The organism is Streptomyces sp. NBC_00299 (genome assembly GCF_036173045.1).
Classification (GTDB): domain Bacteria; phylum Actinomycetota; class Actinomycetes; order Streptomycetales; family Streptomycetaceae; genus Streptomyces; species Streptomyces machairae.
In genome coordinates this window covers 1,378,844-1,398,203 of record NZ_CP108039.1, presented here as the reverse complement: position 1 = coordinate 1,398,203, position 19,360 = coordinate 1,378,844, and the positions used below count along the sequence as shown (strand labels likewise).

Sequence of the window (19,360 nt, the reverse complement as noted above, 5' to 3'; positions counted from 1 at the left end):
GGAATGACAAGCAACTCCACCGGCACCCACGGGGCCGTTCTGAAGGACACCCGGCCCGCGGACGAACGCCCCGTGATCGAGCTGAAGGCCGCGGGCAAGTCCTACGGCAACATCCGCGCCCTGCACGGCGTGAGCCTGGAAGTCCACTCCGGCAAGGTGACCTGCGTCCTCGGCGACAACGGCGCCGGCAAGTCCACCCTCATCAAGATCATCTCGGGTCTGCACCAGCACACCGAGGGCGAGTTCCTCGTCGACGGCGAACCGGTGCGCTTCTCCACCCCGCGCGAGGCCCTCGACAAGGGCATCGCCACGGTCTACCAGGACCTCGCGGTCGTCCCGCTGATGCCGGTGTGGCGCAACTTCTTCCTCGGCTCCGAGATGACCAAGGGCCCCTGGCCGCTGCGCCGTCTCGACATCGAGCAGATGAAGAAGACCGCGGACGAAGAGCTGCGCAACATGGGCATCGTCCTGGACGACATGGAGCAGCCGATCGGCACGCTCTCCGGCGGCCAGCGCCAGTGCGTCGCCATCGCCCGCGCCGTCTACTTCGGCGCCCGCGTCCTCATCCTGGACGAGCCGACCGCCGCCCTCGGCGTCAAGCAGTCCGGCGTGGTGCTCAAGTACATCGCCGCCGCCCGCGAGAAGGGCCTCGGCGTCATCTTCATCACCCACAACCCGCACCACGCCTACATGGTCGGCGACCACTTCAGCGTGCTGCGCCTGGGCACCATGGAACTGTCCGCCTCCCGCAGCGAGGTCAGCCTCGAAGAGCTGACCAACCATATGGCCGGCGGCACCGAACTGGCTTCCCTCAAGCACGAGTTGGCGCAGGTCCGCGGCGTCGACGTCGAAGAGCTCCCCGAAGAGGGGGACCTGACCGCTCCCGTAGGCACGTCCTCGGAAGGAAAGTCCTGACATGGCCCACGCGCTCGACCGCATCCGGGTCGGCTCCGCCCCCGACTCCTGGGGCGTCTGGTTCCCCGACGACCCCCAGCAGGTGCCCTGGGAACGCTTCCTCGACGAGGTCTCCGAGGCCGGCTACTCCTGGATAGAACTCGGTCCGTACGGCTACCTGCCGACCGACCCGGCCCGGCTCACCGACGAGGTGACCAAGCGGAACCTGAAGGTCTCCGCCGGCACCATCTTCTGCGGACTGCACCGCGGCCCCTCCGAGTGGGACTCCACCTGGGAGCAGGTCAGCAACGTCGCCGCGCTCACCCAGGCCATGGACGCCAAGCACCTCGTCGTCATCCCGTCCTTCTGGCGCGACGACAAGACCGCCGAGATCCTGGAGGCACCGGAACTCACCACCGAGCAGTGGCGCAACCTCACCACCGGCATGGAGCGCCTGGGCCGCGAGGTGAAGGACCGCTACGGCCTGGACATCGTCGTCCACCCGCACGCCGACACGCACATCGACACCGAGGAGCACGTCGAGCGCTTCCTCGACTCCACCGACTCCGACGCGGTCAACCTCTGCCTGGACACCGGGCACTACGCCTACTGCGGCGGCGACAGCGTCAAGCTGATCGAGACCTACGGCGAGCGCATCGGCTACCTCCACCTCAAGCAGGTCGACCCGGAGATCCTCGCCGACGTCGTCAAGAACGAGATCCCGTTCGGCCCGGCCGTCGCGCGCGGTGTGATGTGTGAACCGCCCGCCGGTGTACCGGAGCTGGGCCCCGTCCTGACGGCCGCCCAGAAGCTGGGCGTGGACCTCTTCGCCATCGTCGAGCAGGACATGTACCCCTGTGAGCCGGACAAGCCGCTGCCGATCGCGGTGCGCACCCGTAAGTTCCTGAGGTCCTGCGGCGCCTGACGACCCGAAAGGACGGCCATGACGGAGCGTGCCCCTCTGGGAGTCGCGGTCATCGGTACCGGAAGGATGGGCGCCGACCATGTGCGCCGCATCCACGAAGTCACCAGCGGAGCACGGGTGGCGGCCGTCGTGGACGTCGACGCGGAGCGCGCGAAGGCCGTCGCCGCCCATGTCGACGGCTGCACCGCCTACACCGACCCGGCTGCCGCGATGACGGCGGCCGACGTGGACGCCGTCCTGATCGCCTCCCCGGGCCCGGCCCACGAGGCCGCCCTCCTCGCCGCCGTCGAGCACGATCTGCCTGTCCTGTGCGAGAAGCCGCTCACCCCCGACGCGGCGTCGGCGCTGCGCGTCCTCGAAGCCGAACAGCGACTCGGCCACCGCCGGGTCCAGGTCGGCTTCATGCGCCGCTACGACCCCGAGTACGCGAAGCTGAAGGCCCTGCTGGCGACCGGTCAGCTGGGCCGTCCGCTCATGCTGCACAACCGGCACCGCAATGTCGCCAGCCCGCCCTTCTTCACCAGCTCCATGCTGATCAGCGACTCCGTCGCCCACGAGGCCGACGCGACCCGCTGGCTGCTGGGCCACGAGATCACCGCCGTCACAGTACTGCGCCCCACCCCCTCGGCCAGCGCCCCGGAGGCCTTGCAGGACCCCCAGTTCGTCGTCTTCGAGACCGACGGCGGCGCCCTCAGCGACGTCGAGATCTTCGTCAACTGCGGCTTCGGCTACCAGGTCCAGGCCGAGGTGGTCTGCGAACGCGGCACCGCCCGCATCGGCGACGGCCACGCCCTGATCACCAACATGGCCGGCCGCTGGGGCGGCACCATCGCCCAGGACTGGACCGAACGCTTCGAGACGGCCTACGACCGCGAGATCCAGACCTGGATCGACACCACCCGCCACGGCGAGGTCACCGGCCCGAGCACCTGGGACGGCTACGCCGCGGCTGCGGTGTGCGAGGCGGGGGTGCGGGCACTTCAGGACGGGGGCCGCGTAGAGGTGGCGTTGGTGGAGAAGCCCGCCCTGTACCGGTGAGTCCCGCTTGATCGAGCCCTGTCTCACGCCTCTTACGACTTTCCGCCCCGACTCCCAGTCGGGGCGGAAAGTCCGCAATCATCGTGGAGTGCCCCGCGCCAGGTGAGGCTTTACTCCATCACCACTTCTTGCAGGCAGTTCCGAGGATCTGCTGGTTGTCGACACGCTTGATCGACCCGCAGCTTCTGATTCCGACTCCCTTGGCGTATGTGGCATTGATGCTGAATTTGTGACTGCAGCTGCCCCCTGTGCTGCTGCCACCGCAAATCATTGTGTGCGTCTTGGTCGGCGAGGTGGTGGCGAAATAGGTGAACTGATACTGGGCAGGGCCTTGAGGTTCCGGGATCCCGTGGATAGTGACAGAGTTGACGCGCGTACCGCTGCCGAAAATTACCATTTCCACATTGCCGCCGGTGACCGTATCATCGGCACTTGCCGGTGCGGATGCCATGGCCGTCATCGCCACTGCTGCGACCCCGGCGCCGATCAGTCTCCTGACCTTCACGTTGCTGCCTCCTTGTTCCCCCCTGACGCCACTTCCTGTGGCGCGCTGGTCAGTTGGAGGGTACATGAAATGATCTACTGCGCGGCTGGTTCTCGGAACATTTCGGGTGCCTTTTCGAAGGGAGGTCCGCCAATCCGGATCATTCGACCCGGAGGGTTTGCTCAAATTCATGGAGTGTCCGGGATATCCGTCACACCCCGGATTCGGAGTGCGTATTCGGGTTTGACTCGGACGTGCCGGCTGAGTCGATATCACCGTCAACTGCCCTCAATACACGCCCGATCGTCGCGGCCGACGTTCTCTCAGCCCGTGAGTGCCGTACGCGGACGCGGCTCGAACCCGGCCTCCCGGTAGCACGCGTCGATGAGTTCCATCGTCGTCACCGCGTCGTCCGCGTCCAGCGGCAGCGGCCCGCCGTCGCGCACCCGGGCGGCGAACGCCTCCAGCTGGTACGTGTACGACGAGCGGGTGCCGAGCTGTTCCGTGCGCTCGCCCTTCCCGGTGCGGATGACGATGCGGTCGTCCAGCTGGGGCAGGACGAAATTCGGGGCCGTCGCCTCGCCCTGGGAACCGACGATCCGGATGCTCATGTCCAGATCGTCGTACGCCATGTGGCAGCGGGCCGAGCCCGTCGCGCCGCCGGGGTACTCCAGGTCGGCGTCCAGCCACTCGTCGACCCCGGGCGCGCCCGCGCGCTCTCCGGCCCGGGCCGCGGCCAGGCGTGGGGCGCCGCCCGCCCAGGGGGCGAGCATCCGCAGCGCGTGCAGGCTGTAGCAGCCGAGGTCCATCAGGGCGCCGCCGGCCAGCGGCAGCGACCAGCGCGGGTCGGTGTCCGGCGGTGGGGCGATGGCGACCATGGCCTCGACGTGGCGCAGTTCGCCTAGTTCGCCCGAGGCCAGCAGCTCGTGGAGGCGGCGGGTGACCGGGTGGAAGAGGTAGTGGAAGGCCTCCATGAAGACCGTCCCGGCCTTCTCGGCAGCCTGCCGGACCTCGGCCGCCTCCGCGGCGTTGCTCGCCGACGGCTTCTCCGACAGCACGTGCTTGCCGGCCGCGAGGGCGGCCAGGTTCCACGGGCCGTGCAGGCCGTTGGCGAGCGGGTTGTAGACGACGTCGACCTCGGGATCGGCGATCAGTTCGGCGTACGAGGACGCCACCCGCTCCACGCCGTGCCCGGCGGCGAACGTTTCGGCGCGGGCGCGGTCGCGGGCGGCCACCGCGACGAGGCGGTGGCCGGTCGCCCGGGCCGAGTCGATCAGGGAGCGTTCGGTGATTCGCGCGGCTCCCAGCACACCTATGCGCAGGGGCTCCCGGCCCGTCTCGCTCATCCCTGCCGTACCTCCTCGATCGTCACCGGACGGTGCTCGTGCAGAGACAGCGTGCAGGCGTCGGCGATCCAGCCCGCCTCCAGGGCGTCCTCGATCGTGCACGGCGAGGGCCGGGTACCCGCCACGACTTCGGTGAACGCGGTGAGTTCGGCGCGGTATGCGGCGCTGAAGCGGTCCATGAAGAAGTCGTGCGGCGTGCCCGCCGGGAAGGTCACGCCCGGCTCGACCGAGCGCAGCGGCAGCTTGTCCTCCAGGCCGACCGCGATGGAGTCCGTGAAGCCGTGGATCTCCATGCGGACGTCGTGACCCCGGGCGTTGTGGCGGGAGTTGGAGACGACCGCGATCGTGCCGTCGTCCAGGGTGAGGATCGCGCCGGTGGTGTCGGCGTCCCCCGCCTCCTTGATGTAGTCGGCGCCCTTGTTGCCACCGACGGCGTACACCTCCCTCACCTCGCGGCCGGTCACCCAGCGGATGATGTCGAAGTCATGCACCGAGCAGTCCCGGAAGATGCCACCGGAGGCGGCGATGTACGCGGCGGGCGGCGGCGCCGGGTCCAGCGTGGTCGAGCGGACCGTGTGCAGCTTGCCGAGCTCGCCGTTCTGCACTGCGGCGCGGGCGTTGACGAACCCGGCGTCGAAGCGGCGGTTGTAGCCGATCTGGATCGGCACGTCCTTGCCCCGGACGGCCTTGAGCACCTCGACGCCCTCGGCCATGGTCCTGGCGACCGGCTTCTCGCAGAAGACGGGGATGCCGGCCTCGACGCCGGCCAGGATCAGCGCGGGGTGGGCGTCCGTCGCCGCCGCGACGACGATGCCGTCCACGCCGGCGGCCAGCAGGGCCTCGGGCGAGTCCACGACCTCGGCGCCGAACCGCTCCGCGGCGGCCTTGGCGGCGTCCGCGAACGGGTCGGTGACGACGAGGGAGTCGACCGCGTCGAGTCCGGAGAGGGTCTCGGCGTGGAAGGCGCCGATGCGGCCGAGGCCGAGGATTCCAATACGCATGGTTCTGCTTCCTTGGGTACGGGGCTTGCGGGGGAGAGGTCGGAGCGCTGACGAAGATCTAGTCGAGGCCGCCCAGGACGTTCTGGTCCCAGTCGATCACCGAACCCGTGACCACCCCGGACCGCTCCGACAGCAGGAACACCACGAAGTCGGCGATCTCGTCCGGTTGTCCGAGCTTCCCCATCGGCAGCCCGGCGGCAGCCGACTCGCGCCAGCCGTCGTCGGCACCGTGGAAGGCCTTCTGTGTGGCGTCCTCGCCCTCGGTGGCCGTCCAGCCGATGTTCAGGCCGTTGATGCGGACCCGGTCCCAGCGGTGGGCGTGCGCGGCGTTGCGGGTCAGGCCGATCAGACCGGCCTTGGCGGAGACGTACGGGGCGAGGAACGGCTGCCCGCCGTGTGCCGAGGACGTGATGATGTTGACGATCGTGCCGGGCGCCTTGCGGGCGATCATGTCCTGGACGGCGGCCTGCATGGCGAAGAACGGCGCCTTGAGGTTGATCGCGATGTGCTGGTCGAACAGCTCGGGCGTGGTGTCGAGCAGGGTGCCGCGGGACGTCAGCCCCGCCGAGTTGACCATGCAGTCGACCCGGCCGTACGCGTCGACGACCTCGGCGACGGAGGTCTTCGCCTGCTCGGCGTCCGACAGGTCGGCCCGCACGAACAGGGCCTTGCCGCCGGCGGCGGCCAGCTCGGCCACCAGGGCTTCACCGGGTTCGGTGCGCCGCCCGGTGACGGCCACGACCGCCCCCTCGCGCACGGCGGCACGCGCGATGGCGGCGCCCACGCCCTGGCTTCCGCCGTTGACGAGGACGACCTTGTCGTCGAGAAGTCCCATGCCTTTTCGGGTCCTTTCAGCTCTGGCGCCGCTCGGCGCCGGCCCGCAGCTCGTCCCGCAGAGCCTCGGGAGTCCATGCCTCGCGCAGCGCGCGCCGTACGACGTCCGCCTGGGAGGGCGGGGCCAGGCCGTCGACCGGTGGGTCGCTGTCGAGGTTCGTGGGGAAGGGGTAGCCCTCGGCGCTCGCTGCGATGACGTTCGCCGTCCACGCCTCGTCCACGCCCGCGCGCGCCAGCAGCACGGGGTAGACGGCGTTCGCGACGGCCTCGCGGTCCACCGTCTCCATCGCCCGGCCGAACGCGGAGGACACCTGGAGGAGGTTCGCCATCCGCCTGATGTCCGCCGACCGGTTGGTGCCGGCCGCGTGGAACAGCGCCGGGTTGAAGAAGGCCGCGTCGCCCTTGGCGAGGGAGAGCTGGACGTGGTGCGCCTCGAAGTACTCCTGGAACTCGGGCAGTCGCCAGGCCAGGTAGCCCGGCTCGTACCTCTGCGAGTACGGCAGGTACATCGTCGGCCCGGACTGCACGGGCATGTCGCAGTGCGCGACGGCGCCCTGGAGTGTGAGCACGGGGGAGAGGACGTGGACATGGGCCGGGAAGGCGGCCGCGACCTCGTTGGAGAGGAAGCCCAGGTGGTAGTCGCGGTGCACGGTCTGCGCCGCGCCGCCCGGGTTGACGACGTTCACCTGCGAGGTCACCTGGTAGCCGGGGCCGAGCCAGGCGCGGGAGACCAGCGCGAGGATGTCGTTGGCGTAGTAGTCGGCGAACGCCTCGGGGTCGTAGAGGGCCGCCTTCTCCAGCGCGTTCCAGACCCGGTCGTTGGCGCCCGGCTTGGCGAAGTGGTCCCCGGCGCTCGCGCCCGAGGCGCGCTGCTCGGCGATCAGGGCGTCGAACACGGCACTGAGCCGGTCGACGATCTCGGTGTCCGGGAAGGCGCCTTTGAACACCACGATGCCCGGCCCGTCGGTGAGGGCGCGCACCAGCTCGGCCCGCACCGCCCTGCTGTCCTCTGCCTTGCGGAGGCGGTCGCTGTCGTAGATCAGGACGTTGCGCTCCACGGAGGAGGCGTACGGGTGGTCGGCGAGGTCCGTGGTCCGCTCGACCACCTCACGGAAGTCGGCGAGGTCGCAGTCGTGCTCGGACAGCCAGGCCCGGCGGTGTACGGGGGTGAAGGACATCGGCGTCCTCTCGGTGACAGGGGCGACTCAGCGATGCCATTCTTGTCATGACAATCCCCTCGAACAACCGGCAGGCGACCATCAAAAACCCCTCAAGGAGCCGTCGCATGGGCCACCCGTTCCCGATCCGCGAGATCGCCCGTCAGGCGGGCCTGAGCGAGGCCACGGTCGACCGGGTTCTGAACGGGCGGGGAGGGGTGCGGGAGAGCACCGCGCGCGAGGTCAGCCAGGCGATAGCCGACCTGGACCGGCAGCGCACACAGGTCCGGCTGGTGGGCCGTACCTTCATGATCGACATAGTGATGCAGACGCCGGAGCGGTTCTCGACGGCCGTACGGGCCGCCCTCGAGGCCGAGTTGCCGGCCCTGCATCCGGCCGTCGTGCGTTCGCGCTTCCACTTCCGGGAGACGGGCCCGGTCGAGGAGCTGACGAGGACCCTGGACCGGATAGGCCGGCGCGGTTCGCAGGGTGTGATCCTGAAGGCCCCGGACGTCCCCGAGATCACCGCCGCCGTCGCGCGGCTCACGGAGTCCGGCATCCCCGTGGTGGCCCTCGTGACGGACCTGCCGTCCACGCCGCGCCTCGCGTACGTCGGCATAGACAACCGGGCCGCCGGGGCGACCGCCGCGTACCTCATGGGCCAGTGGCTCGGCGACCGTCCCGGCCATGTCCTCACCAGCCTCAGCAGCGGCTTCTTCCGCAACGAGGAGGAGCGCGAGATGGGCTTCCGCAGCGCCATGCGCGCCCGGCACCCCCACCGCACGCTGGTCGAACTCGCCGAGGGACAGGGCCTGGACGCCACCCAGTACGACCTGGTGCGGGCCGCCCTGGAGCGCGACCCGGAGATCCGCGCGGTCTACTCGATCGGCGGCGGCAACATCGCCACGCTGCGGGCCTTCGAGGACCTTGGCCGGCAGTGCGCGGTGTTCGTCGCGCACGACCTCGACCACGACAACACCCGCCTGCTGCGCGAGCACCGCCTGTCCGCCGTCCTCCATCACGACCTGCGCCAGGACATGCGCGAGGCCTGCCACATCGTCATGCGGGCCCACGGCGCGCTGCCGCCCGCGGGGCCCACGCTGCCGTCGGCGATCCAGGTGGTGACCCCGTACAACATGCCCACGCCCATCGGATGACGATCGCGGCCGTGCCCCTGGCGTGTACGCCCGCCCGACGCGCCCTGGCTCCCTACCGTCGTGCGCATGTGGAAATCGCACCCCGACGGTGGGCCCGAACGGCTGCTGGCGCTCGCCGACGGCGTGTTCGCCATCGCCATCACCCTGCTCGTCCTCGACCTCACCGTGCCGCGGGAGCTGACCGAGCGGCAGTACCACGACGCGTTGCGCGACGTGATCCCGGACTTCGGCGCCTACGCCCTCAGCGTGGTGGTGCTGGGCAGCTTCTGGCGCGACCACCGAAGCATCTTCCGCACCGTGCGCGAGGTCGACGGACAGCTCATCACCCTGTCCGTCTTCGGCCTGGGCATCGCGGCGCTGCTGCCGTTCCCCACCAGGCTGATCTCCGAGTACGGGCGCGACCCCGTCTCGGTCGCCATCTACGCCGCGTCGGTCGCGGCGCTCGGGGCCGCCCACCTCGCCATGGTCGCCGTACTGTCCCGGCGCCCGTGGCTGCGCGGCGACGTCACTCCCGTGGGCGGCTTCGGGCTGTACGCCCTCGATCTCGCCGTGACGGTGGCGGTGTTCCTCCTCACCATCCCGCTCACGCTGGTCGCCGGGGCCGCCGCCGTGTGGTGGTGGCTCGTCCTGGTTCCCCTCAAGTTCTCCCTCGGCCGGCGCGCCCGCCGGCGCGACGACTCCTGACCGCCCGGGCTACACGTCCACGGACACCCACGCGCGGCTCTCGGCCGAGCGCGCCATCGCGTCCAGTACGGCGGCGCTGTGCACCGCGTCCTGAAGGGTGGCCCCGTGCGGAACGCCCTCGGCGACCGAGCGCAGGAAGCGGTACGCCTCGATGACCTTCAGGTCGTCGTAGCCCATGGCGTTCGCGGCGCCAGGCTGGAAGGCGCCGAACTCGCCGTCGCCCGGGCCGACGTACACCGTGCTGACCGGCTGGTCCTGGTAGGTCGTGCCGCGGCTGATGCCGAGTTCGTTCATCCGGCGGAAGTCCCAGAAGACCGCGCCCTTGGTGCCGTGCACCTCGAAGCCGTAGTTGTTCTGCTCGCCGACCGAGACCCGGCAGGCCTCCAGCACGCCGCGGGCGCCGGAGGCGAAGCGCAGCAGGCAGTTGACGTAGTCCTCGTTCTCGACCGGGCCGAGCTCGCCCCCGGTGGCGCGGCTGTGGCCGGCCGTGGCGCCGGTGGGGCGGGCCCGCTCCGGGAGGAAGATCGCCGTGTCGGCGGTCAGGGACGCGATGTCGCCGAGCAGATGGCGGGCCAGGTCGGCGCCGTGCGAAGCCAGGTCGCCCAGTACCCCGCTGCCGCCGCGCTCCTTCTCGTACCGCCAGGTCAGGGCGCCGTCGGGATGGGCGGCGTAGTCGCTGAAGAGGCGGACGCGGACGTGGGTGACGGTGCCGATCTCGCCGGACGCGATGAGGTCGCGGGCCGCCTCCACGGCAGGCGCGTTGCGGTAGTTGAAGCCGACCGCGCCCCGGACGCCGGCCTTGGCGACGGCGTCGGTGACCGCCTGGGCGTCCGCGACGGTCAGGCCCACCGGCTTCTCGATCCAGATGTGCTTGCCGGCCTCCGCCATCGCGACGCCGATCTCGCGGTGCAGGAAGTTCGGCGCGGTGATGCTGACGGCCCGCACACGCGGGTCGGCGGCCACCTCGCGCCAGTCACGGGTCGTCGACGTGAACCCGAACTGTGCGGCGGCCTCCTCGGCCCGGCCCGGCACCTCCTCGGCGACGGTCACGAGCTGCGGACGCAGGGCCAGCTGCGGGTAGTGGTGCGGGACACGGGCGTACGCCTGGGTGTGCACCCGCCCCATCCAGCCGAATCCGATGACGGCGACACCGAGCGTATCCACCATTGCAGCCCTTCTCTGGACTTCCTTTGGACCGGTCCATCTCTTGCCCAAATCACCTTGAGTGCGGTTCGGCGCCGGTGTCAACCCTTTCCCGGTCCCTTTGACAAGGTGAGCACCGCATGGAACGGTCCATGTTCATGAGAGCGCCGACGATCCGTGATGTGGCCGACCGGGCCGGCGTCTCCAAATCGCTGGTCTCGCTGGTGCTGCGCGGCTCGGACCAGGTGCGCCCGGAGAAGCGGGAGGCCGTCCTGCGGGCCGTGCGCGAGCTCGGCTACCGCCCGAACGCCGCCGCGCGCAGCCTCAGCGAGCAGCGCACCCGCACGGTCGGCGTCCTCCTGAACGACCTGCGCAACCCCTGGTTCGTCGACATGCTCGACGGGCTGAACTCGCTCCTGCACGACAACGGCCTGCACATGCTGCTCGCCGATGCCCGGCTCAACCGCCGTACCGGACAGGACCCGACCGGTCCCTTCCTGGACCTCGGGGTCGACGGCCTGATCGTCGTCGGCACGCTGCCCGACCCTGCCGCGCTCGGAACTGTCGCCGAGCGCCTCCCGGTGGTGGTGGCGGGCGCGCGGGAGCCGCGGCTGCCCGGCGTGGACGTCGTCGCCAACGACGACGAACGGGGCGCCCGCCTGGTCACCGAGCACCTCATCGGCCTCGGACACCGGCGCATCGCTCACATCGCGGGGTACGGCGCGGTCGGTGAGCTGCGCCGGCGCAGCTTCGAGGCGACCATGCGCGAGCACGGCCTCGCGGCCGAGGCGGTCGTCGAGCCGAGCGACATGACCGAGGAGGGCGGCTACCGCACGACGGTCCGTCTGCTGAGCCGGGCGGACCGGCCGACGGCCGTCTTCGCCGTCAACGACATCGCCGCCATCGGTGCCCTGTCGGCGGCCGACGAGTCGGGCCTGCGGGTGCCGCGCGACCTGTCCGTCGTCGGCTACGACAACACGAGCATCGCCCGCCTGCGCCACGTCTGGCTCACCAGCGTCGACAACGCCAGCCACGAGGTCGGCCGGCGCGCGGCCCGCTGTCTGCTCGAACGGTTCGAGGGCGGTGGGGGAGCGGGCGAAGTCCGCCTCGCGGCACCGACGTTGGAGATCCGGGGCTCGACGGCGCCCCCGCTCACTGATTGATCGCGTACGCCTTGCGCAGCGTCTCGTGCACCGTCCAGGTCGTACGGTCGCCCTCGCGCAGTACGGCCATGTCGCCGGGTCCCACCGTCAGCGTCGGCCCGCCCTCGAACTCGATGGTGGCCGACCCGCTGATGACGACGAACAGTTCGTCGGCCTCCGTGTCGGTGACCACGCCGGGCGTGATCTGCCAGATGCCCCGGACCTGACGCCCGTCCTCCGACTCCCAGACCACCTTGCCGGTCACCTCGGGCGTGCCGGAGACGATCTGCCCGGGGTCGAGGGGCTCGGGTTCGAGCTCGGCGTCGGGGATGTGCAGTACGAAGCTGTGCGTCATGCGGCGACCCTAGCCGGGGTGGGCGGGGCGGGGGCGTGGACAGGGTGTGGGGTGTGGGCGGCGCGGAGCGGACACTCCGTCGTCGCCGCGGACCCCCGACTGGACTCGGCCGACCTTGCGCTCAATACGGCGGACAAAATTGTTGACAATTATGTTTGGCTAGATTTACGTTCGACAGGCACTCACTCAGGGAGGGCACATGCCGAAGGAAGCCCGTCCGAGCACCGGAGAGCAGGCCAAGCAGCATGCGCTCGCGCAGCTGCGGCAGGCGATCCTGCACGGCGAGATGGCACCGGCACAGCGGCTGGTGGAGAACGAACTCGCCGAGCAGTTCGGTGTGACACGGGCCAGCATCCGCGCGGCACTCATCGATCTGGAGGCACAGGGACTGGTCGAGCGGATCCGCAACCGCGGCTCGCGGGTGCGGGTGGTGACCGTGGAGGAAGCGGTCGCCATCACCGAGTGCCGCATGGTCCTGGAGGGGCTGTGCGCGGCCAAGGCGGCAGTCGCGGCCGGCGACGAGCAGCTGACCCAACTGGCGGACCTCGGAGCGGCGATGACCAAGGCCGTGGCCGACGGCGAGCCGATGACGTACTCGGAGCTGAACCAGGAACTGCACGCCAGAATCCGGGAGTTCTCCGGCCAGCGCACGGCCGCGGAACTGCTGGAGCGGCTCAACGCACAACTGGTGCGCCACCGCTTCCAGTTGGCGCTCAGGCCGGGGCGTCCCCAGCACTCCCTGAACGAGCACCTGGCCATGATCGAGGCGATCCGGTCCAGGGACCCGCAGGCGGCCGAGGCGGCCGTCCGCGCCCACCTCACCAGCGTGATCGAGGCGCTGCGCGACTGAGTCGTACACGTCGCAGCGCGACGGCGCGTCAGGGGCGGGCGCACACCTGTCACCCAAGGAGAAGACCCGTAATGACGCACGCCGTTGCGCCCCCGACCGCAGCACGCTCGACCCTCGTCATCACCGCTCATGCCGGCGACTTCGTGTGGCGGGCGGGCGGAGCCATCGCCCTGGCCGCCTCCCGCGGCGAGAAGATCACCATCGCCTGTCTGACCTTCGGCGAGCGCGGCGAGTCCGCCAAGGCCTGGCGCGAGGGCAGGAAGCTGGAGGAGATCAAGGCGATACGGCAGGGCGAGGCCGAGCGCGCCGCAGCCACCCTCGGCGCCGAGGTCCGCTTCTTCGACGCCGGCGACTATCCGCTGCTCGCCACCGCCGAGCTGACCGACCAACTCGTCGCCGTCCACCGCGAGACCCAGCCCGACGTGGTGCTCACCCACCCGGCCGAGGACCCCTACAACGGCGACCACCCGGCCGCCAACCGCATGGCCCTCGAGGCCCGGATCCTCGCGCAGGCCATCGGCTACCCGGGGGACGGCGACATCATCGGCGCCCCGCCGGTCTTCTACTTCGAGCCGCACCAGCCCGAGATGAGCGGCTTTCGCCCCGAGGTCCTGCTCGACATCACCGAGGTGTGGGAGACCAAGCGTGCGGCCATGGAGTGCCTCGGCGCCCAGCAGCACCTGTGGGACTACTACACCGACCTCGCCGTCCGCCGCGGCGTCCAGCTCAGGCGCAACGCCGGACCCAACCTGGGCCTGGCCCACCGGACCATGGCCGAGGCCTACATGCGCCCCTTCCCGCAGATCGCGAAGGAGCTGGCATGAGCGGCGTGATCGTCACCAACCCGCCCAGGGCGGAGCGCAGGGACGTCGACGCGCTGGCCGGCTTCGGCGTGGCGACGGTGAGCGAGGCGATGGGCCGAACCGGCTTGCTGGGACCGGGGATTCGCCCCGTCCAGCAGGGCGTACGGGTCGCCGGCACGGCCGTCACGGTGCTGAGCTGGCCCGGCGACAACCTCATGATCCACGCCGCCGTGGAGCAGTGCGGCGAGGGTGACATCCTGGTCGTCACGACGACCTCGCCCTGCACGGACGGTCTGTTCGGAGAGCTGTTCGCGACCGCCCTCCAGCAGCGCGGCGTGCGTGGTGTCGTGCTCAACACGGGCATCCGCGACACCCAGGAGCTGCGGGACATGGGCTTCGCCGCCTGGTCCCGGGCGGTGTCCTCACAGGGCACGGTCAAGGCCACCGGCGGCTCCGTGAACGTGCCGATCGCCATCGACGGCCAGGTCGTCCGCCCCGGCGACGTGATCCTCGCCGACGACGACGGCGTCGTGGTCGTACCCCGCGAGCGCGCCGGGGAGACGGCGGCGAGCGCCGAGGCACGCGAGGCCAAGGAGGCCGCGACCCGCGCCGCCTTCCTGGGCGGCCAACTGGGCCTGGACCGCTACGGGTTGCGAGAGACGCTCGTACGGCTCGGCGTGACGTACAAGTCCCATGACGAGTACGTCCGTGGGGAGGCACAGCCGTGACCGGGCAGGCGGAGGTCCGCTGCATGCTGATGCGCGGCGGCACCTCCAAGGGCGCCTACTTCCTGGCCACGGACCTGCCCGCCGACCCCGGCGCCCGCGACGAGCTGCTGCTGCGCATCATGGGCAGTCCCGACGAGCGGCAGATCGACGGCCTGGGCGGCGCGCACCCGCTCACGAGCAAGGTCGCCGTGGTGTCGCCGTCGTCGGACCAGAGAGCCGATGTCGACTACCTCTTTCTCCAAGTGGCCGTCGCCAAGCCTGAGGTGAGCGCCCGTCAGAACTGCGGGAACATCCTCGCGGGCATCGGGCCGTTCGCCGTCGAACGCGGTCTCGTCGCAGCGGGGGAGGAGCGGACCTCGGTACGCATCCGCATGGTCAACACCGGCGACTTCGCCACCGTGACCTTCCCGACCCCGGGTGGCCGCGTGGACTACACGGGAGATGCCGAGATCTCGGGCGTCCCCGGCACGGGAGCCCCCGTGGTGATCGAATTCCCGTCCGGTACACAGCAGTTGCTCCCCACCGGGAACGCCCGTGACGAGATCGACGGCATCGCCGTGACCTGTGTGGACAACGGCATGCCGACCGTCCTCGTCCGGGCCGCCGCGCTCAAGGTCACCGGCTACGAGACGCCCAAGGAGCTGGAGGAGGACCTGGCTCTCGCCGCCCGCCTGAGCAAACTCCGGTCGGTGGCAGGCAAGTTGATGGGCCTCGGTGACGTCTCGGACGCCACCGTCCCCAAGGTCACGCTCCTCGCCCCGCCCCGCCACGGCGGCGCGGTCACCACCCGCACCTTCATCCCGGTCCGCTGCCACACGTCGATCGGCGTGCTGGGCGCGGCCGGTGTCGCCGCCGGACTGCGCCTCGAAGGAGGCGTCGGCGCTGAGCTCGCGGAACTGTCGCCCGAGGGCGACCGGGTCCGCATCGAACACCCCACGGGCTTCCTGGACATCGAGAGCAGCCTCGGCACCGACTCGGCGGGCCTGCCCACAGCCCGCCGTACGGCCGTTGTCCGCACCGCCCGCAAGATCCTCGACGGCACCGTCCTCCCCCGGCCCGCCGAGACGGCCCCACTCCCCGTACCCACCCCCGGAGGCCCCCGATGACCCCGCCGCTCGGCGACATCGCCCACATCGGCCACGCCCAGCTGTTCACCCCGGACCTGGACGCCAGCGTCGCCTTCTTCACCGACTACCTGGGCCTCACCGTCAACGGGCAGGACGGCAACACCGTCTACCTGCGGACCTACGACGACTACGAGCACCACAGCCTGGTCCTCACCGCCCGCGAACAGCCGGGCCTCGGACGGCTCGCCCTGCGCACCTCCAGCGAGGAGGCCCTGCACCGCCGTATCCAGGCGATCGAGGCGGCGGGCGGCTCCGGCAAGTGGGCCGAGGACGAGCCCGGTATCGGCAGGCTCTACCTGACCACCGACCCCGACGGGCACGAACACGCCCTCTACTGGGAGAGCGAGCACTACCGGGCACGGGCGGAGCTGAAGCCCGCGCTGAAGAACCAGCCGCAGGCCAAGCCCAACCGGGGCGTGGGTGTACGGCGGCTGGACCACGTCAACTTCCTGGCCGCCGACGTGCTCGCCAACGCCGAGTTCCAGGAACAGGTGCTGGGCGCCCGGCCCACCGAGCAGATCCGGCTCGACTCCGGGAAGATCGCGGCCCGTTGGCTGACCTTCACCGACAAGTCGTACGACGTCGTCTACACCTCGGACTGGACCGGCTCCACCGGCCGGCTGCACCACATCGCCTTCGCGGCCGACACCCGCGAGGACATCCTGCGCGCCGCCGACCTCGCCGTCGACACCGGCGTGTTCATCGAGACGGGCCCGCACAAGCACGCCATCCAGCAGACGTTCTTCCTGTACGTCTACGAGCCCGGCGGCAACCGCATCGAGCTGTGCAACCCGCTCACGCGGCTGGTGCTGGCCCCGGACTGGCCGCTGATCACCTGGACCGAGGCCGAGCGGGCCAAGGGGCAGGCATGGGGCCTGAAGACGATCGAGTCCTTCCACACGCACGGGACGCCGCCGGTCGCCTGAGAAGGCGCTCAGGCGCTTTCTTGAGCAGCCCTGGATTGTCGCTGAGATTGTTGACAAAACTGTTGACTCTCTCGCTCTAGGCCGGTGACCTGGGCAGTTACGCCACTTTCGGCATGCTGGTCGGTGCCCTGACCGCGGGCACGGTCGCCGACCGGATCGGCCGCAAGAAGCTGATGGTCGCCTGCGTCGCGCTGTTCTCGCTTGCCTCCGGGCTGTGCGCGACGGCGGGCAGTGTCGGGGTGTTCGGACTCGGCCGCACGCTCGCCGGCATCGGCCTGGGCGGTCTGCTGCCGACCGCGATCAGCATGGTCTCCGACTACGCCCCGCGCGGCCGCGGCGCTCTCACCATCGGGATGCTGATGACCGCCCACCACGCCGGCGGCATCCTCTCCGCCTATGTCGCCCTCTGGGTCGTCGAACCCCTGGGCTGGCGGGCCGCGTTCTGGTTCTGCGTGCTCCCCCTGCTGTTCGTGCCGGTCCTGGTCAGGTTCCTGCCGGAGTCGCTGAGCTTCCTGGTCGTCAAGGGCCGCAGCGAGGAGGCCGGCGAACTGGCCCGGCGCTACGAGGTCGCACTGCCGGCCGCTCCCGCCGCCTCCGCCGCCGACAATCAGGCCGCCGCCGGCCGCTTCAACGCCCTGGCCGGCCTGTTCCGCGGCGGTGAGTGGAGCCAGACCCTGCTGTACTGGCTGGCCTCCTTCGGCGGGCTCCTCCTCGTCTACGGCGTCGCCACCTGGCTGCCCACCCTGATGCGAGGTGAGGGCTACAACCTCGGCTCCGCACTGACCTTCGTGGTCCTGTTCAACCTCGGCGGCATCGTCGGCATGCTCGTCGCCGGCCGCGCCTCCGACCGGTTCGGCGCCCCGCGGATCTCGGCGATCTGGTTCGCGCTGACCGCCGCCGGTGTCTTCCTGCTCAGCGTGCACATGCCGCTGGCGTTCACCTTCGGGGTGGTGTTCCTCACCGGGGTGTTCCTGAACAGCGCGCAGACCATGATCTACGCGACCGTCTCGATCCGCTCCCGCCCCGAGAACCGCGCCACTGCCGTCGGCTGGACCTCCGGCATGGGCCGCTTCGGCGCCGTCTTCGGGCCATGGCTGGGCGGCCAGTTGCTCGCCGCGAACAAGGGCGACTGGGGCTTCACCGCGTTCGCCCTGGCCGGCCTGTCGTCCATGGTCTTCATCGGGATCGCCGCACTGCGCGGCTCGAAACGGACCACTGGGAGTGACAGCGAGCAGAAACTCGTAGGAGCACACTGACCGCCCGTCATATGTACTGACGAACCATATGTACAGATGAGCCGAACTGGGTTATACGACGGTCTCGCGTATTGTTGCGTCATATGCCCGTAGTGATGGAGGGCACCTCTCGGTGCGCCCGGGGCTGTTGAGTTGTTCGGTAAAGGGGGAGCAGGGACGTGACGGCACTTCTCGCGCTGGCAGCCGTCGTCGCGTTCATGGCCAAGGCGGGCCTGCCGTGGTGGGTGGTCGTGGCCGTGGCCCTGCTGATGTCGGGGTTCGGCATGGGGAGGTCCGGGGGCTCGGGGCGAGGGTCCCGGACCACCCCGACATCCGCCCCGGCGGCTCAGCCCATCTGGCCCTCGGCCGACCGGAGTTCGGTCGTCGTGCCGGTGGTCCCGGTGAACGTGCGCGTCCCGTCCCCGGACGAGTACCGCGTGCCGGTGGCGAGTGCCGGGACCCGCGCGGCCGCGGAGAGGCAACCAGTGGTCGCCAACGGGCAGAGCGGGCTGGGCTCTTAGGCCCGCGCCCCGCAGCCCCGCAGCCCCGCGGTTCCGTCAGACCTCGACGGCCTCCCGGACCCGTCGCGCGATGATCGTGTAAACGTCCCGCGCCTTCTCGTCGTCGGTCCCGTCGTACCCGTGATCGGCGCCGCGCACCTCATGGTGGTCGACCAGCGCACCGACGGCCCGGAGCCGCTCCGCGTAATGCTCGCCCTCGGCCCGGAGCAGGTCGTATTCGGCGGTGATCACCAGCGCGGGCGCGATGCCTTTCAGATCCGCGGTGTCCGAAGGGTGCGCCGGGGACACGAGCGGATCGAGGCGCCGCCGGACATCCGGGACGTACGACGAGTCGAAGACGTCGCCCATCCAGGGCCGCAGCATCGGCTTGGCGATGGCGGCGCGCTTGTTCCGGACGCCCGTCGCCAGGTCGAGCGGCGGATAGTGCAGCACCTGGAGCGCGATCGACGGCACGCCCTCCTCGAAGGCCTGCCGCGCCACGGCCGCCGCGAGCCCGCCGCCGGCGCTCTGCCCGCCCACGGTGAGCCGTCCGCCGTCCCACCCCTCCTCGGCGCCGTGCGCCGCGACCCACCGAACGATCTCGTATGCCTGCCGGGGCGGCGCCGGGAACGGATGCTGCGGCGCGACGACGTAGTCCACGTTGATCACGACCGCCCCCGCCTCGGCGGCGAGGAACCGGCACAGCGGATCGTCCAGCTCGGTCAGCGTCATGACGTAGCCGCCACCGTGGAAGTTGACGTGCACGGGCGGGGCCGGCTCGTCATGGGCGGGCAGATACACCGTGGCCCGGGCGGGAGCGATCGATGTCGGGATCGTCAACTCCCTTATACTGCGCGGATATTCGGGGAAGCGGGCGTGCGAGGCGGCGGCGGAGCCCCGGCCGCCGGAACGCCGGTCCGCCATGACGGTCACGCGCTGCATGACCTTGGCGACGAGGCCGGCCACCGCAGGCCGGGTCAGGAGGGACATATGGCTTCCGTTCGGTCGCGGCCCGTGGGCCTGTCCCGCAG

At 70.6% G+C, this 19,360-nt stretch carries 20 protein-coding genes and 1 pseudogene; 13 read left to right on the top strand and 8 right to left on the bottom strand.

What is annotated here, in order from left to right; all coding sequences use genetic code 11:
- Positions 1-3 precede the first annotated feature (3 nt).
- The 3 genes from OHT51_RS06045 to OHT51_RS06035 are packed head-to-tail and all read left to right on the top strand — an operon-like array spanning position 4 to position 2,857.
- Positions 4-915 carry an ATP-binding cassette domain-containing protein gene (locus OHT51_RS06045; RefSeq protein WP_328877845.1) on the top strand — a complete coding sequence of 304 codons (912 nt, stop codon included), beginning with the start codon at positions 4-6 and terminating at the stop codon, positions 913-915.
- 1 nt (position 916) lies between these two features.
- Positions 917-1,819 carry a sugar phosphate isomerase/epimerase family protein gene (locus tag OHT51_RS06040; RefSeq protein ID WP_328877844.1) on the top strand — a complete coding sequence of 301 codons (903 nt, stop codon included), beginning with the start codon at positions 917-919 and terminating at the stop codon, positions 1,817-1,819.
- A gap of 18 nt (positions 1,820-1,837) precedes the next feature.
- Positions 1,838-2,857 carry a Gfo/Idh/MocA family protein gene (locus OHT51_RS06035; protein WP_328877843.1) on the top strand — a complete coding sequence of 340 codons (1,020 nt, stop codon included), beginning with the start codon at positions 1,838-1,840 and terminating at the stop codon, positions 2,855-2,857.
- Between the two features lie 118 nt (positions 2,858-2,975).
- Here the strand turns inward: OHT51_RS06035 and OHT51_RS06030 are convergent, their stop codons facing one another.
- From OHT51_RS06030 to OHT51_RS06010, 5 genes are all read right to left on the bottom strand, one after another.
- Positions 2,976-3,362 (bottom strand): hypothetical protein, encoded by a 387-nt coding sequence (locus tag OHT51_RS06030; RefSeq protein WP_328877842.1) that lies wholly within the window; start codon positions 3,360-3,362, stop codon positions 2,976-2,978.
- A gap of 302 nt (positions 3,363-3,664) precedes the next feature.
- Entirely contained in the window at positions 3,665-4,687 is a 1,023-nt protein-coding gene (locus tag OHT51_RS06025) for a Gfo/Idh/MocA family protein (protein WP_328877841.1), read from the bottom strand.
- Positions 4,684-5,688 (bottom strand): Gfo/Idh/MocA family protein, encoded by a 1,005-nt coding sequence (locus OHT51_RS06020; RefSeq protein WP_328877840.1) that lies wholly within the window; start codon positions 5,686-5,688, stop codon positions 4,684-4,686. Before OHT51_RS06020 ends, OHT51_RS06025 begins: the two co-directional genes overlap by 4 nt.
- A gap of 58 nt (positions 5,689-5,746) precedes the next feature.
- Positions 5,747-6,523, bottom strand: coding sequence for an SDR family oxidoreductase (locus tag OHT51_RS06015; RefSeq protein ID WP_328877839.1), 777 nt, complete (start codon positions 6,521-6,523; stop codon positions 5,747-5,749).
- A 16-nt stretch (positions 6,524-6,539) separates the two neighbouring features.
- A complete protein-coding gene (locus OHT51_RS06010; RefSeq protein WP_328877838.1) occupies positions 6,540-7,700 on the bottom strand; it encodes a phytanoyl-CoA dioxygenase family protein in 1,161 nt (386 codons plus the stop codon).
- Positions 7,701-7,807: 107 nt separating this feature from the next.
- On the opposite strand from OHT51_RS06010, the gene OHT51_RS06005 reads away from it, so the two are divergent.
- Together OHT51_RS06005 and OHT51_RS06000 are read left to right on the top strand one after the other, a co-directional pair.
- Entirely contained in the window at positions 7,808-8,836 is a 1,029-nt protein-coding gene (locus tag OHT51_RS06005; protein WP_328877837.1) for a LacI family DNA-binding transcriptional regulator, read from the top strand.
- Positions 8,837-8,902: 66 nt separating this feature from the next.
- A complete protein-coding gene (locus OHT51_RS06000) occupies positions 8,903-9,520 on the top strand; it encodes a TMEM175 family protein (RefSeq protein ID WP_328877836.1) in 618 nt (205 codons plus the stop codon).
- A 9-nt stretch (positions 9,521-9,529) separates the two neighbouring features.
- On the opposite strand, the gene OHT51_RS05995 is transcribed toward OHT51_RS06000, so the two are convergent.
- A complete protein-coding gene (locus tag OHT51_RS05995) occupies positions 9,530-10,687 on the bottom strand; it encodes a Gfo/Idh/MocA family protein (protein WP_328877835.1) in 1,158 nt (385 codons plus the stop codon).
- 134 nt (positions 10,688-10,821) lie between these two features.
- Here OHT51_RS05995 and OHT51_RS05990 point away from each other — a divergent pair, with 134 nt between their 5' ends.
- On the top strand, positions 10,822-11,826 hold the full coding sequence (locus OHT51_RS05990; protein ID WP_328884251.1) for a LacI family DNA-binding transcriptional regulator: 1,005 nt from the start codon (positions 10,822-10,824) through the stop codon (positions 11,824-11,826).
- Here the strand turns inward: OHT51_RS05990 and OHT51_RS05985 are convergent.
- Positions 11,816-12,160: a cupin domain-containing protein gene (locus tag OHT51_RS05985; RefSeq protein ID WP_328877834.1), complete on the bottom strand. Its 345-nt coding sequence runs from the start codon at positions 12,158-12,160 to the stop codon at positions 11,816-11,818. The genes OHT51_RS05990 and OHT51_RS05985 overlap by 11 nt on opposite strands.
- 199 nt (positions 12,161-12,359) lie before the next feature.
- On the opposite strand from OHT51_RS05985, the gene OHT51_RS05980 reads away from it, so the two are divergent.
- From OHT51_RS05980 to OHT51_RS05950, 7 genes and pseudogenes are all read left to right on the top strand, one after another.
- Positions 12,360-13,010 carry a GntR family transcriptional regulator gene (locus OHT51_RS05980; protein WP_328877833.1) on the top strand — a complete coding sequence of 217 codons (651 nt, stop codon included), beginning with the start codon at positions 12,360-12,362 and terminating at the stop codon, positions 13,008-13,010.
- Between the two features lie 71 nt (positions 13,011-13,081).
- Complete coding sequence (locus OHT51_RS05975) at positions 13,082-13,834, top strand: PIG-L deacetylase family protein (protein ID WP_328877832.1); 753 nt, start codon at positions 13,082-13,084, stop codon at positions 13,832-13,834.
- Positions 13,831-14,541, top strand: coding sequence for a 4-carboxy-4-hydroxy-2-oxoadipate aldolase/oxaloacetate decarboxylase (locus tag OHT51_RS05970; RefSeq protein ID WP_328877831.1), 711 nt, complete (start codon positions 13,831-13,833; stop codon positions 14,539-14,541). Before OHT51_RS05975 ends, OHT51_RS05970 begins: the two co-directional genes overlap by 4 nt.
- Positions 14,538-15,647, top strand: a complete 1,110-nt coding sequence (locus OHT51_RS05965) for a 4-oxalomesaconate tautomerase (RefSeq protein ID WP_328877830.1) — start codon at positions 14,538-14,540, stop codon at positions 15,645-15,647. The genes OHT51_RS05970 and OHT51_RS05965 overlap by 4 nt, the downstream gene beginning before the upstream one ends.
- The gene (locus tag OHT51_RS05960) at positions 15,644-16,594 is read left to right on the top strand and encodes a catechol 2,3-dioxygenase (protein ID WP_328877829.1); all 951 of its coding nucleotides are present in this window, start codon (positions 15,644-15,646) and stop codon (positions 16,592-16,594) included. The genes OHT51_RS05965 and OHT51_RS05960 overlap by 4 nt, the downstream gene beginning before the upstream one ends.
- An 80-nt stretch (positions 16,595-16,674) precedes the next feature.
- Positions 16,675-17,850 (top strand): annotated as a pseudogene (locus OHT51_RS05955) (MFS transporter); the annotation flags it as partial.
- Between the two features lie 158 nt (positions 17,851-18,008).
- Positions 18,009-18,350 (top strand): hypothetical protein, encoded by a 342-nt coding sequence (locus OHT51_RS05950; protein ID WP_328877828.1) that lies wholly within the window; start codon positions 18,009-18,011, stop codon positions 18,348-18,350.
- Between the two features lie 36 nt (positions 18,351-18,386).
- On the opposite strand, the gene OHT51_RS05945 is transcribed toward OHT51_RS05950, so the two are convergent.
- Complete coding sequence (locus tag OHT51_RS05945) at positions 18,387-19,319, bottom strand: alpha/beta hydrolase (protein WP_328877827.1); 933 nt, start codon at positions 19,317-19,319, stop codon at positions 18,387-18,389.
- Between the last annotated feature and the right edge of the window lie 41 nt (positions 19,320-19,360).